The sequence below is a fragment of the Synechococcus sp. H60.1 genome, assembly GCF_047462335.1.
Taxonomy (GTDB): Bacteria; Cyanobacteriota; Cyanobacteriia; order Thermostichales; family Thermostichaceae; genus Thermostichus.
Genome location: NZ_JANSJA010000092.1, coordinates 1 through 13,284, shown reverse-complemented (window position 1 = coordinate 13,284; position 13,284 = coordinate 1). Strand labels below are relative to the sequence as shown.

Below are 13,284 nucleotides of genomic sequence, written 5' to 3'. Positions count from 1 at the left end.
AAAAGCTCAACAGAGGATAAGAAAACCCTACTCCCCTCTCCCTGAGGGAGAGGGGCCGGGGGTGAGGGCTGGGAGAGGAGTCGGGAGTAGTCGCCTGCGGCGGCGCGGAGCGCTTGAGGCTGCCGGAAAGGAGCACCCAAAACAAAAAACCCCTCTCCCCCAGGGAGAGGGGCCGGGGGTGAGGGCGTCCCCCAGGGAGAGGGGCCAGGGGTGAGGGTCGTCCCCCAGGGAGAGGGGCCGCGGGTGAGGGATCGGGGGTGAGGGCCTCAGTACAGCGCCTCTTCTTGATGGGTGATGATGGTGCAGTCAGAAGTGGGGTAGGCCACGCAGGTCAACACATAGCCCTGCGCAATCTGATCGTCATCCAGGAAGGATTGATCGCTTTGATCCACCGTGCCGCTCACCAGCTTGCCGGCACAGGTCGAACAGGCCCCGGCGCGGCAGGAATAGGGCAGCTCGATCCCTTGCTCCTCCGCCACATCCAAAATGTACTCGTCATCCGGCACATCGATGGTGACGTTCAAGCCTCGCTCTTCGTTGATCAGAGTGACCTTGTAGGTAGCCATCCTGGTTGGGTCTCCAGAAAAAACATCCACTCCTCATCCTGCCACCCTTCTGCCCCGGATCAAGCACCATTTTTCAGAGAAATAGGTAGATCTCCCGGTTTTTTAGAGTTGGATCCGAGAAAACCTTGCTGGGCAAAGATTCCGGCCACGTCTCACCTCCCTCGGCCAAGCCTCAACCCAGCCTATGGAGCAGAGTTGTACGAAGCAGTAGCCACAGGCAAGCTCATGCTATCGTCTGTGACCCAGATCACTCCCCATTGGCCCGGAAAAAGTCGATAACTCTTGCCAAAGCTGCCGCATCTGCCTGTATGATTAGCAGAGTAAACAGGCTAGCCACCAAACTGGCGTGTCTGCGTCTCCCCTCGATTGGCCATTTCTCAGAAGGCTTAGGTTGCCCTGAGCGAGCCGATCGGGTAATGTGAGGGAAGTGTTCAGCCGAACCCTACTTTTTGGTTAAGAGGAGAAACATGAACGGAACAATGCACAAGTGGCTGCTCAAGTCACTGGGGTCTCTGTCTCTGGCATCGACGGTGGTGCTGCTGCCCATGCTGCTCACCGGTTGCGGCGAAGATAGCTCCGGCACGTCGGTGCCCGTACCGCCCCCGCCCCCGCCGGCTCCTCCGGCTCCCCCGGCTCCGCCGCCAGCACCTCCCACCCCTACTCCCACGCCTACGCCGGTGGGACGTGTTATCAGCATCAGCCCCGCCGATGGCTCCACCAACGTTGCCATCACCACCTCGATTACCATTCGCTTCAGCGAGCCGGTGCGCGAGGCTCCCTTGGCTCAAGCCCTGAGCATCACCTCGGTGGCGCCCCAAGCCGGAGCTGTCCCGCCTCGGGATCTGGCCTTCAACTCCGACCGCACCCAAGTCACCGTCACCTTCCGCACACCCCTGAGCAACGACTCTGTCTATCGGGTCACCATTTCGCGGGCGGTGCCGGATCTGTTTGCTTCGGGCCGCAGCCTGGCCGAAGACTTTGTGGCCACCTTCACCACCGGCAACGTGGCGGCTACTGGCGGCCCGGTTAGCTTGCTGCCGACACAACTGGCGGCGGTGACGCCCAACGGGCAGGTATTCTCCAGCCCGAACGTGGTGCCGGTGGGGTATGGCATTCGCCGCAGTGGGGTAGCGGAGAACCTGCCGGTGGGGGTTTACACCGACTACCGTGCGGTGCTCTCCTTCCCGATTCCCGACAGCATTCCGTCCAACGCCGCGGTGCAATCTGCGCAGTTGACGCTGGTGCAGTTGCCCTCCAACGACTCGGCGGAGATTGGAAACTTTGGCGATAGGGGGCGCGGCTTTTTCTTCCTGGATCCGACGCCGCACAACCTGCCGGCCAACAACGTGGTGTTCCAGGAAGTCAACCTGGGTGCGCGCGACAACGTGGTTTCCAGCGACTTTTTTGCGCCGGCTTCCACGCCCAGCTTCATTGCGTTGAGCATCAACGGCAACGTGTTGGGTGGGGATGTGTCGGCGGGGCCGCGGACGGCGGATGTGCAGCCGGGTGTGCAGCGGTCGGTGTCGGGCACGCGCTTCTACCAGGTGCGGCTGCAGTGCGCCAAGGAAGTGTGGAACAACCAGGCAGCTCCGGTCTTTTTGGTGACTACGGGAACGACGTCGGTGACGACGACGGGGATTGTGACGGCGACGCAGCGTTTCAACGTGACGGCGACGCAGACGTTTGTCGTTACGGGTGCGGCGAGTGCCACGGTATCCAACACCATCACCGGTGCGGTGACGACGCCGTTTACACAGTCCTTCTCGGCCACTGGCACTGTCTCTGGCGCGGGTTTGGGAATACGAACAGTAACAGTACAAGAGGGTACTCAAACTCGAACTGAAACTGAACTCTTTACCTTCAGTGTCACTGGCACTGCTAGCTTCACTGCCTCTCGACTTATTACAGCGGGCCTTGGCTTTACCTCGGAAGCCAGCGCAACGGTGACCTTTGCGGCCACAGGCACGGTCGTTGGCTCTGAAACCCGCTCCGAAACGGTGACGGTCACCGGCTCGGTCACGGCCTCTGCCACCACTACGGTGACGCCCTTCACCCGCACTGCTCCCAATGCTGGCTTCGAAATCAGCCAGGGAGCCAACGGGGTCTGCCGCGCCGAGTTCGACCGCGAGCCGGCTACGGGCACGGGTGGTTCGCCCATCACCACTGCTCGTGGTCCGCGTCTGGATATCACTTTCTCCATCCCGCGCTAGCGGCGCCTCTAAATCTAGGCTGCCTCTGTAGTCCAGGAGCGGCCAAATACAGGAAGTGGGCAGGTCTTGAGAGCCTGCCCATTTTCCTAGGCCGCTAAATCTACAAATTCATCTGATAGAATCGTTGCAGTCAAGGCTTGGAGATATGAGAACCGAGATTCAAGAGCTCCTAGAGCGAGCATTTCGCCATCATCGCTCGGGTGAGCTGGATCAAGCTGAGAAATGCTACCTGGAGATCTTAAGCTTAGAGCCTAACCAGCCTGATGCCATTCAGTATTTGGGCATACTGGCCTATCAGCAGGAACAATACGTCAAATCTGTGGAATGGCTGGAAAGGTGTGTCAGCCTTGGTCAAAGGTCGGCATCGCTTTACACTAACTTAGGTGTGGCTTACGAGAAGCTAAACCGACCCGAAAGGGCAATAGAGTGCTATCAACAAGCCATCCAAATAGATCCAGAAAGCCTTAATGCAAACTTTAACTTAGGTCTGGCCCTTATCCAGCTTGAGCGCTGGGATGAAGCAGAGAAAGCTTTTCTGAAGGTTCTGGAGCTGGATCCGCAACAGTTTGAGGCAGCATACTTTCTTGGACAGGTACTGCTAAAGTTAGGCCAGGTAAATAGTGCTATCGGCATCCTAAAGAAAGCAGTAAAGGATCAGCCAGACTACCTTGAAGCTCATCTTCAGTTAATTGATGCCTTTTCTCTATCTGGAGATAAGGATCAAGCCATTCGACACGCAAAGCAAATAGAGCCCCTATTTTCGACTAGTGCCGACTTGCAAAACAAACTAGGTTTATTGCTAGTAGAACTGGGACACTATGAAGACTCAATCACTGCTTTTCAGAAAGCTTTGATGATCGAGCCCTCTGCTGTCACTCACTTGAACCTGGGTAGAGTATACGGTGAGGTCGGCCAAGAAGATAAAGAGATGGAGCACTATAAGAAGGCTATAGAGATCAATCCGAACTATGCAAAGGCTTATAACAATCTAGGGGCAGCTCTGAGCCGAAAGATCCAACCCCAAGCTGCAACAGAGATAGCCGTTCAGGAGCTAAATCTAGAAAGCAAAAAAAATCTTGAGGATCGATACCAAGCTATTCAAGCTGCAAGAGATTGCTTTCAAGTCGCCATTTCTTTGGATCCAGGGTACGCCGAAGCTCACCACAATCTGGGTGTTCTTTACAGGACAGAAAAGCGGTTGCACCTAGCCAAGCATCATATACGTCTTGCTATTGAGCTAAATCCAGGGGAATCAGAGTATTGGCATAGCCTGGGATGCTACTACTTAGATCTTGCTATGGGTGAAAAGGCAGTTCGATGCCTTGAACAAGCAATTAACCTAGATCCAACATCTGCCCGAGCCTACAATAACTTGGGTCTTGCCTACCAGTTATTGGGGAAGAAAGAGGAAGCAGAGTTTGCTTTTCATAGAGCTGCGGAGCTTTCCCCAGACTTTGCAGAAGTTTACTGCAACATCGGAGCTAGACTCTTTGAGCAGAAAAAGTACGATGATGCTTTAGAACATCTACAGGAGGCCATAAGGCTCAAGCCTGAATTAGCTGATGCATACTTCTACAAAGGCTTGACCCTGGCCAAGCTATCCCGAACTCAGGAGGCCATAGATAATTATCTACTGGCCATTGAAAGAAAGCCAAACTTCGCCGTGGCTTACCAAAATCTAGGCGGTGCTTATCTAGAGCAATGCAGATTACGTGAAGCACTGGCTAGCTATAGGAAAGCTCTCGAGATCGCTCCTGACTTTGCGGGTGCGATGTCAAATATCCTTATGGTCTCGCATTACTCAGAGAACTTTGATCCTCTAGAAACATTCTTGGAGCATCAACGGTGGGGTATTCGCTACCAAAGCCAATATCAAAGTTACTGGAAGCCCTACACAAACTCGCGAACCACTCAAAGGCCACTTAAGATCGGCTACCTGTCAGGTGATTTTCGATTGCATTCGGTACACTTTTTCATGAGTTCAATCTATGATAACCACAATCAAGAAAACTACCAGATTTATTGCTACTCAAATGTTGATCAACCTGACATGGTAACTGAGCAGCTCTCTGCATGGGCGACAGGATGGAGAGATATCAGTAAACTAAGCGACGAGAAAGTTGCAACGCTAATCAGAGAAGATCAAATTGATATTCTGGTGGATCTAAGCGGGCACACTGGCGGTACAAGAGTACACGTAATGGCTCTCCGTCCTGCACCTGTACAAGTTACCTACCTCGGCTATCCTGACACCACCGGTATGACCGTCGTGGACTATAGAATAACGGACAGCTTCGCAGATCCCTATGACGTAACTGATGGCTTGAATACCGAGAAGCTGATAAGAATGCCCCATAGCTTTCTCTGCTATAAGCCTTCTCGGGAGGCACATGAGGTCACGGATCCACCTGTGGTTAAGAATGGCTTTATCACCTTTGGGTGCTGCAACAACCCTTCCAAAATTACCCCCCGAGTAATTAAGTTGTGGGCAACGATACTAAAGGCGGTACCCAACTCAGTTTTACACTTAAAGAATCAGCGGTATAGAGATGAGAGCACCTGTAAGATCTTCCTGCAAAGAATTGGAAGCCACGGCATTTCGGAAGAGCGAGTCAAGCTTGAATATGGTAGACAGGGCTTTGCTGAGCACTACGCAGCCTATGGAGAGGTGGACATTGCCCTAGATCCGTTCCCCTACAACGGAACAACGACAACCTGTGAGACATTATGGATGGGAGTTCCGGTAATAACGCTGGAGGGCTCAGCACATGTCTCCAGAGTTGGTGTGTCAATCTTAAAAACAGTAGACTTGCCAGAGCTAATTGCACAGACAGAGGAAGATTATGTTCGTATTGCCTCAACGCTGTCCGAAGATACAGAGCTTCTGGTCTGGATGAGAAGGACTATGCGAGAGCGTCTCTATTTGTCTCCCCTTCTTGACGGAAAGAGATTTACAGCTTTTTTAGAGAAGGCATATACCCAGATATGGGAACAGTACTGCCAAGATAGGAAAGGTAGAATTAGGTTCACAGATTTGCCATTTAAGTTTCGCAAGCATCCAAACTTGGCTAAACTTACTAAGATGGTTAGCTAGGAGCAATGGGTAAGCATGTTTAATCTACATATTGGTGGTAGAGAGCCACATCCTGACTGGAAAATACTTGACGTTTTGCCCTCGCCTGAAGTCGACTACGTCGCAAACGCAATTGACCTCAGCTTATTTGGAAGTGAAAGCGTAGATCAGATATACGCCTCACATGTTCTTGAGCACTTTGATTATCGAGAGGCAAAGGTAGCTTTGACAGAGTGGTATCGGGTACTGAAGAAAGGAGGAAGATTATATATCTCTGTGCCCAACCTAAAAGCGCTATCTAGAGTTCTTCTAAAGGACGATCTTTCCTATGATCAACTGGTGTACATCATTAGTATGTTCTATGGTGGCCAGGTCGATCAGTATGACTTTCATAAATATGGATATACCATTGAGAATTTAACTCATTTACTCAAAACTGTTGGCTTTGACTTCATCGTCCAAGTAGATCAGTTCGGTATGTTTAATGACGCAAGCACAATTGTTTACTGCAATGAGCTTATCAGTCTAAATGTAATTGCTCACAAGGAGTGAAGTGAAGAAAGGAAGTCATGTCTGAGTTATCTATAGCCTCTGTCTTGGGAACCTCAATGCCTCGCATTAAAGTAATTGCTGCAGGAGCATCTGATCTTGGGACTCCTGAGATCTATACTGAAATGATTCACAAGGGCTATGGAGACTTAGTTGCATTTGAGCCCAATCGAGAAGCATACGAGCGGTTAAAAGAGAAAAGTTTTAGCAGCTCTAATGTTTTATACCTTCCTATGGCTGTTGGCGACGGCTCTGAATCGACTCTTTATCTAACCAACACCGGGATGACCTCATCTCTGTTCCAGCCAAACTATCAACTGCTGGAGAGGTTCCACGATCTAGCTGAGCTTTACCAAGTCGTCTCAGAGGAAAAAGTCAAGACGGTTCGCCTCGATGACTTGGAAGAGGCTTCAGATGCAGACTGGCTTGTCATGGATACTCAAGGAAGTGAGCTTAGCATTATCCACGGCGCCGCTCGTCTCCTCAGCGAGAGCATTGTAGTGGTTCAAACTGAAGTCCTGTTTGTCCCCCACTACATTGGCCAGCCCTTGTTTTCCGACATAGATATTGCTCTGAGGAAGCATGGCTTTCTTATCCATAGCCTTACTGGGATTGCCTGCCCAGTTATGAAGTCCTTTCCCAAGAATCTGACTTCTTTGCGCACCCAAGCCTCCTGGACTGACTTTATCTATGCCAAAGACTTTATGCGAGTGGGAGAGCTTCCCTCCAGAAAGCGGCTAGCACTTGCCGTAATTCTTCACGAGGCCTATCGCTCATACGACTTATGCTCTCATGTGCTCAAAATTCACGACGAGATAGAGGGCACCTCATTCTATGATATTTACCTTTCGAAGCTTTAAGATGTTATGTTTTTCGCCTTCAGGTCAAGGAAAGACCACATTCGCTTGGCCGCTTCTTCCCACGTCATATTTTTTGTGTAGATCAACCCTTGCGAGAGTACAGAACCTCTATACTTTGTATCTCTCAATTGATCGATTGCCTGCGATATGGCATGTGGCTCCAGAGGTATCTCAATCCACGGTTCAGGCGCATTGGCATGTTCCACTTTTCTTTGAGATTCTCTGAGAATGATAACTGGACAGCCACATCGCATCGCCTCGAGAACATAATTGCCCATTCCAAGCTCGGGTTCAACCTCAAGTAACCCCGTAGCTCCTGTATAGAGTAGCGGTAACTCGTCAGGCGAAAGTTTGAGGTTGTGGATTCGAGCTCGAATTGGTTTAGATAGGTCCACGAAAGATTCCAAAGGTGAGTCAGTCCTACTTCCATCAACTGATAGGTAAACAACTTCCGGAACTTGCCCAGAAGCTATCTCGCTCAGGCTATCTAGGATAGCGCGGAAGGCTATCTTTCTTCGTTCCCCTGCTCCCGCCCTGTAAATGATGTAGGGACGAGTCAGATCTCGCTCTTCTCGAAACTTCCGTAGCTTTAGAGGAGGAGATGGCCCTAGGTCACCATGCAAGCCTGGGTAGATAACTTCAATATCTTCTTTAGAAATACCAGGATATTTTGCCATCAAGTTTGATGCCACCCACTCAGACGGACATATAAATGCCGATGCATTCAAAATGGAGTTATGTTTCTCTTGAGCTGCCAAGTTTGACAGAAACTCTTGGCTTTCATCCACACTATAAATCATTGCCACACTAGGTGTTCTAAGAGGATATGTGTACAAAGTTGAGATAAAGAGCGTTGCCTTAAGCTGGTCACAGGCGCTCTGCAGACCTACATGATCGGATTCAGCGTCTTCGTAACTATAGTCAGGAATCACCGCTATGACTGTATCGCCTGGAAGAGCAATACGTTGGCTTTCTCTCACCAGTACCACAAAGTCTCGACTGTGGCCAAGCTTTAACCATTCACCTACAACATTTTGCCAAAAGGTTATAATAGACGGTGGGGTTTCTAAGTTACTCTGCAAAGCAACACCATCAACAACAATCATTGGCTTTCCTCGAGCAAATCTTTAAGTAAAGACAACAGGCTTGAATCAAGCTTCTTAGATGGAGATAGGTCTTTCTGGAGGACGCCGTCCTCTATAAGACTAGCGTAGCGCGCTTCGGGAACTGCAATTAAGTTTATCGCAGAGAGGCTGCGAGCTTGTTCCCGAGCTCTCGATAATTCGTTCAAGGTGGAGTTGTATGCAAAAAAAGTGTACCCCAGATCTGACAGGTAAGAGGATGTTTCCCTCGACACAAATCCCCCACCATCTTTTGCTTCTAGCTGAATGAGTGGGAGACAGCTTTTTATAAGTTCTCGACCTCCCTGTATAACACCTAGGGGATCTACAACTACATCTATCTTGACCATATCGACCAAAGGCTTTCTGTAAGAGCGCCACCAATCATCTAGCGTAATTTGCCGGATGATCTTTACAGGGTGGGCTACTCCCGAAAGGTTAGTTACCACTCTATTGTACACACTATCGTCTGTTTCTAGAAAATATGTCTGCCCTGACTCGCTACCCACTGCATATGGGTTTATCGTAACTTGCGATAATCTATTAACGCTGACATTGTGTTTTAATATTTCCACACAAGATTGAGTTGGCTCAAACGCAATTACTTTGCCTTTGGTTCCTACGGCCTGGGCAGCAACAAGAGTGTATAAGCCTACATTTGCCCCTACATCTATAAACATCATTCCCGGCTTCAGGTAGGACCTAACAAAGTCTATCTCTGACTCAAACCATCTTCCTTGGGCCAGACAACAATGAGTAACTAGTGAGTCTAAACTATCTTCTAGCCTCATGGTGTAACCCTCGTAGCATATATCAACAAATTCTCTTTTGCTTCTCAAATTTATCGAGTTTGATTCACCCATCTTTCTTTGAAGAAAGCTTACAGAAGTTTGATAACAGGCTTGAGCCCATCTTTTGGCTGTTTGTGTGGCCGTCATAGCCTGAATTTGCCTCAGATGCCTTATACCTTCGATCTGCAGGTTTTTAGATAGACCAAGGCCTAGGGTTGCTTTAGCTCTTAGATCTTTGGGGTGAATTGAGGCAGCAATGCGCCAAAAAGGAATTACTTGTGTTTGGTAAGGCAGCCCTATTCTTTCTGCTATCCAGCGAGCTAAGTAATACAGGTACTGATCTATAGATGGTAGATCCGGATCAAGTGGCTCAAAGTCAGGGGAATCAACTTTCCATGCCAACTCATAACCTTCTATGTTTGGAGGGGGAATATCTTTCCATCTCTCTGGGTTTAACTCTAACTGGTTCAAGAGTTTAAGTGCTTCTTCTAAAAAAGTAAATGAGACACCTAGAACCCAAAGTGCATGGAGTCTATTCAATAAGCAGGGCAGATGATTTGGCTCAGTACTGATCCCTTGATTCCAGTAGTAGAGTGATACTGACCAAGCGTTTCTTCTTTCCTTTGCAGTGGGAGCCGTTTCTGCTACACGGGCTTGACTGATCCCGCGAGCATTCCAGGTTGAGCCTGATTCAGACAATGGGACTGCCATTTCCTTACCTAAGCTTAAACTTGTATTATGACCTACCGATTTATCCTAGCTGACGCAGCCTTTTGCATACTGCTGAGCAGTAGACTCAGTGCATAACTCTACACAAGCAGCAGCCATGGAGGGTAGTGTCACGAGAGGCTGCCGGTTAACCATAGCATCAAAGCTGTACGTTTGTTGTCACTGCTTCCTGGAATGGTATCATAGTTCTGATTTTCGGAGATCGTCATTTTGAATTGGACAGTTACCTCAGGCAGGCCTGACGCAAGTACGGCAGACTCCATCTACCTGTTACATCTCTTAAGCTTCCAGGCCCAATCTGCATCTGCTATTGTTCTCAACTTTCGAGCCAACGTCTGCCGAGGTTTGTCTCGAGACAGCGCATCTTAACAAGGTTGTTCCTATGCTACGTCACATCAGCACCTGTACTCTCCTTCTCAGCTTGGGTAGCACGATCGCCTGTACGCAGGCCACACCAGCGCAAACCCCCGACCAGGTGGTGAGCACCTTTATCGCTGCCACCGAAAAGGGGGATTGGGGCACCGCCGACGGCTACCTGACCGAGCGCTTCAGCAATGCCCTCAGGCCGGGATCCCTGCCTTCGATTTGGGGGGCAGCGGGAGAGAATGTGCAGGTGCGCAACCAAGAGGTGAGCGGCAAGACGGCCTACGTGTGGGTGGAGGGCGAGTCCTCTCTGGAAGAGGCGGCGCAGCGCCTGGGGCTGGATCCCTTGACTTTGCGCAAGTACCTGACCGAGCCGGATCTTGCCGATCCCACCTATCAGCAGTTGGCCCCGCAATTGGTGGGCCTGCGCCTGGAGGGAGACACGGTGACTTCCCGCCTCAAGCTCACCCTTTACCGACAGGAGGGCGGCTGGCGAATCGAGGTGTGGCAACCGGATAAGCCGCCCGCAGAGGGATCCCAGCCGGAGAACCCTGAGCCCTCTCCGGCAGAAACTGAGCAACCTGCCGAAAATCAGCAGTGAAGTGGCGGGGGAAAGGTGTTGAAGAAAGCTTGGTTCTTGCTGGCCCTGGTTTTGCTCAATGGCTGCGGGCAGACGCAAACGGCCAAGGAGACGCTGCAAGCCTTTGTGCAGGCGGCCAACGCTCGGGATTTTGCCACGGCAGAAGCGCTGCTCACCCCGCGGCTGCTGAGGGGGATCCCGCCGGGCGCCCTGGATCGCTCCTGGCCCTCGGCAGAGGAGTTCACCCTCACTCCTATCCAGGAGGTGGGCAACACGGCCATCTTTCGGGTGGACGCAATCCTGAAGCCGGAGGCGGTGGTGCCTACTTTGCACTTCCAGTTCACCGCCGCGGAGCTGCAGCAATTCTTGACCGAGCCGGATCGGGAGGATCCGCGGTTTCGCCCTTTTCGCTCCCAGTTGGGCTTCTATGAGCCGCTGCCGGACGGGCGTCTGCGGGCGGCGATGGAAGTTACTCTCTACCGCCAGGCCCAGGGATGGCGGGTGGAGCTGGCCCGTCTGCAGCCTCTAAACACGAGAGTTCTCTACGAGCCGATCCAGCTAGCAGAAGAAGCACAACCTTTTCGACTGACAGGAACGGTGCGGCTCCTCAACCGCGAGGAAGGCTGGATCGGGGTCAATTTGGACGAGGTCAGCCCCAACCTGCAGCGCTACGCCGGCACCTGGGTCTCGGTGGTTCCTGCGGAAGATGTCCAGGTCATCCGCCTTGGCCGCCCCGCCAGTTGGCTGGAGCTGCGCCCAGGGGACGAGGTGGAGATGGAGGGCAAGGTGCGTTTTGCCGTCAATGCCGACGCCGAAGGGCGGATCCCGGCGGCGATTCGGGCCGAGCGCATCCGGGTGCTGCAGATCCCCAGCCCCTCTCCCTGAGGGATGGCCCAAGCGCTCCGCGCCGCTCACGCGACCACCCCCGGCCCCTCTCCCTCAGGGAGAGGGGGGTAGTGTTCCATCGTGGGTGGGAGGGGAGCTAACGCGGGATCCCTGAACTTAGCGCAGGGGCGAGTGCAGCAGCACCACCAGCCGCTCTTCCAGGAACTTGAGGTTGGCCACCACTTGGTTAAAGGCCTCTTCGGGGGTCCAGTCCATGAGATCTAGGGCCTTGGCCGCCAGCGCCTCCACGGGTACAGGCTCTTCCCCAAAAACATCAATCAGCCAGCGTACCGAGAAGGGATCGATGACAATGTTGCCTTCGGATCCCGGCCAGCCGTTGATGTTGACCGGGCCGTTGTCGCGGATGGCATTCTCGAAGGCAACCCTGGCATTGAGCCGGATCAACAGGGGGTGGGCTTGCACAGAGCCATCCCGCCATTCTTCTGGGGTAAAAGGAGCTGCTGGGGCGGGGCGGGGATGGCCGCACCAAAAGTCAATCAGCCGGGTCAGGTTGGGAAAAATCAGCTCGATAAAGTGCAGCAGCTCCTCTTGGCTGAGCTTTTTAAGGTGGCGCAGGGCGTAGGGAACCGGCTTGGTGAGGACTCGCTCCAGCTTCCACTGCTGCCAGTTCACCATGCTAATGAACTCCAGCCCGGCCTGGCGCAGCATCTCGAACACCTGGGGCACCGTAAAGCCCTTGTCGCTGCGCAGCAGAAAGTTGGCCAGAATCCCGTTGGTGGTTTTGATGGCGTCTCCCTGCCAGTGGCTTTTGACGAAGCTGCCTTCATGGAGGGCATCCATCAGCTCTCTGAGGATGGGGACGGCTTTGGCAGCGGGCTCGTCCATCACCCCCAGCAGCTCCATGGCATCTTGCATGTTGAAAATAAACTGCCGCTGATAGAGGCTGTGGACGTTGGTGCGGATAATGCCCTCGGGTTTAAGCACCTGGCGCATGCCTTTGAGCCCGGCCACCGGGTCTTCTAGCAGGTAGAGCACGTCGTTGCAGGCGATGAAATCGAATTGTTGCCCCAGCGCCTTCATATCGGTGATATCCATCACCTCGAAGCGCACATCTGGGATCTGGTGGAACTCGAAGCGCTGCCGGGCCATCTCCAGCGACTTCGGCGAGATATCCACCCCGACAAAGGCAGCGCCTGGGTTGGCCGTGGCCAGAACCAGGGTTTCCCAGCCGGAGCCGCAGCCGGCGTTGAGCATTACTTTGCCCTCAGGTTTAACCACCTTGCGCTCCCGCACGTAGCAGGCGGTGGTGTAGCTGTTGGCAAACAGGGCAAAGGTATCTGTAACCGTCTGCTCAATGGGAACGTTGGGATAGGGAAATTCGTCGAACTGCGCCTGCACCAACTTCGAGGCAGATTGCTCCGGCATAGAGATCCCTTTTTCTCTGGAGCCTATGGTAGCCAATCTTTAGCTTGACAGCGCCTCTTGTTTATTCCAGCCGCTCCTCGGTTTGCGGGTCAAAGAGGTGGAAGCGATCCATGTCGAAGACCACTTCTGCCCATTGGTTGACGCGAAGCTGGGTACGGGGATCCACGCGGG

General features: G+C 52.4%; 10 protein-coding genes. 6 read left to right on the top strand and 4 right to left on the bottom strand.

Translation table 11 applies throughout. The features are described 5' to 3' along the window. Positions 1-266: 266 nt before the first annotated feature. Positions 267-566 carry a ferredoxin gene (locus NW852_RS05025; protein WP_414365895.1) on the bottom strand — a complete coding sequence of 100 codons (300 nt, stop codon included), beginning with the start codon at positions 564-566 and terminating at the stop codon, positions 267-269. 467 nt (positions 567-1,033) lie between these two features. Here NW852_RS05025 and NW852_RS05020 point away from each other — a divergent pair, with 467 nt between their 5' ends. The 4 genes from NW852_RS05020 (at position 1,034) to NW852_RS05005 (ending at position 7,258) form a co-directional block, all read left to right on the top strand. Continuing rightward, positions 1,034-2,776 carry an Ig-like domain-containing protein gene (locus NW852_RS05020; protein ID WP_414370999.1) on the top strand — a complete coding sequence of 581 codons (1,743 nt, stop codon included), beginning with the start codon at positions 1,034-1,036 and terminating at the stop codon, positions 2,774-2,776. Between the two features lie 145 nt (positions 2,777-2,921). Beyond that, positions 2,922-5,870: a tetratricopeptide repeat protein gene (locus NW852_RS05015; protein ID WP_414370997.1), complete on the top strand. Its 2,949-nt coding sequence runs from the start codon at positions 2,922-2,924 to the stop codon at positions 5,868-5,870. A gap of 15 nt (positions 5,871-5,885) precedes the next feature. After that, positions 5,886-6,401, top strand: a complete 516-nt coding sequence (locus NW852_RS05010) for a class I SAM-dependent methyltransferase (RefSeq protein WP_414336546.1) — start codon at positions 5,886-5,888, stop codon at positions 6,399-6,401. Between the two features lie 17 nt (positions 6,402-6,418). Next, positions 6,419-7,258 (top strand): FkbM family methyltransferase, encoded by an 840-nt coding sequence (locus tag NW852_RS05005; protein ID WP_414365899.1) that lies wholly within the window; start codon positions 6,419-6,421, stop codon positions 7,256-7,258. Here NW852_RS05005 and NW852_RS05000 read toward each other — a convergent pair. Both NW852_RS05000 and NW852_RS04995 read right to left on the bottom strand, forming a co-directional pair. Further along, on the bottom strand, positions 7,255-8,364 hold the full coding sequence (locus NW852_RS05000) for a hypothetical protein (protein WP_414365900.1): 1,110 nt from the start codon (positions 8,362-8,364) through the stop codon (positions 7,255-7,257). The two genes, NW852_RS05005 and NW852_RS05000, sit on opposite strands and share 4 nt — an antisense overlap. Then, a complete protein-coding gene (locus NW852_RS04995) occupies positions 8,361-9,881 on the bottom strand; it encodes an FkbM family methyltransferase (RefSeq protein WP_414370994.1) in 1,521 nt (506 codons plus the stop codon). The genes NW852_RS05000 and NW852_RS04995 overlap by 4 nt, the downstream gene beginning before the upstream one ends. A gap of 400 nt (positions 9,882-10,281) precedes the next feature. Here NW852_RS04995 and NW852_RS04990 point away from each other — a divergent pair, with 400 nt between their 5' ends. Together NW852_RS04990 and NW852_RS04985 are read left to right on the top strand one after the other, a co-directional pair. Continuing rightward, positions 10,282-10,863 (top strand): hypothetical protein, encoded by a 582-nt coding sequence (locus NW852_RS04990; RefSeq protein ID WP_414365902.1) that lies wholly within the window; start codon positions 10,282-10,284, stop codon positions 10,861-10,863. 18 nt (positions 10,864-10,881) lie between these two features. Further along, positions 10,882-11,727, top strand: coding sequence for a hypothetical protein (locus tag NW852_RS04985; RefSeq protein ID WP_414399025.1), 846 nt, complete (start codon positions 10,882-10,884; stop codon positions 11,725-11,727). Positions 11,728-11,844: 117 nt separating this feature from the next. Here NW852_RS04985 and NW852_RS04980 read toward each other — a convergent pair whose 3' ends face one another. Further along, complete coding sequence (locus tag NW852_RS04980; protein ID WP_414365904.1) at positions 11,845-13,113, bottom strand: class I SAM-dependent methyltransferase; 1,269 nt, start codon at positions 13,111-13,113, stop codon at positions 11,845-11,847. Between the last annotated feature and the right edge of the window lie 171 nt (positions 13,114-13,284).

Coding starts and splice junctions, on each gene's coding strand:
- NW852_RS04995 (WP_414370994.1), bottom strand. CDS start 9,881: ATGGCAGTCCCATTGTCTGAATCAGGCTCAACCTGGAATGCTCGCGGG.
- NW852_RS05005 (WP_414365899.1), top strand. CDS start 6,419: ATGTCTGAGTTATCTATAGCCTCTGTCTTGGGAACCTCAATGCCTCGC.
- NW852_RS05000 (WP_414365900.1), bottom strand. CDS start 8,364: ATGATTGTTGTTGATGGTGTTGCTTTGCAGAGTAACTTAGAAACCCCA.
- NW852_RS05020 (WP_414370999.1), top strand. CDS start 1,034: ATGAACGGAACAATGCACAAGTGGCTGCTCAAGTCACTGGGGTCTCTG.
- NW852_RS05010 (WP_414336546.1), top strand. CDS start 5,886: ATGTTTAATCTACATATTGGTGGTAGAGAGCCACATCCTGACTGGAAA.
- NW852_RS05015 (WP_414370997.1), top strand. CDS start 2,922: ATGAGAACCGAGATTCAAGAGCTCCTAGAGCGAGCATTTCGCCATCAT.
- NW852_RS04980 (WP_414365904.1), bottom strand. CDS start 13,113: ATGCCGGAGCAATCTGCCTCGAAGTTGGTGCAGGCGCAGTTCGACGAA.
- NW852_RS04990 (WP_414365902.1), top strand. CDS start 10,282: ATGCTACGTCACATCAGCACCTGTACTCTCCTTCTCAGCTTGGGTAGC.
- NW852_RS05025 (WP_414365895.1), bottom strand. CDS start 566: ATGGCTACCTACAAGGTCACTCTGATCAACGAAGAGCGAGGCTTGAAC.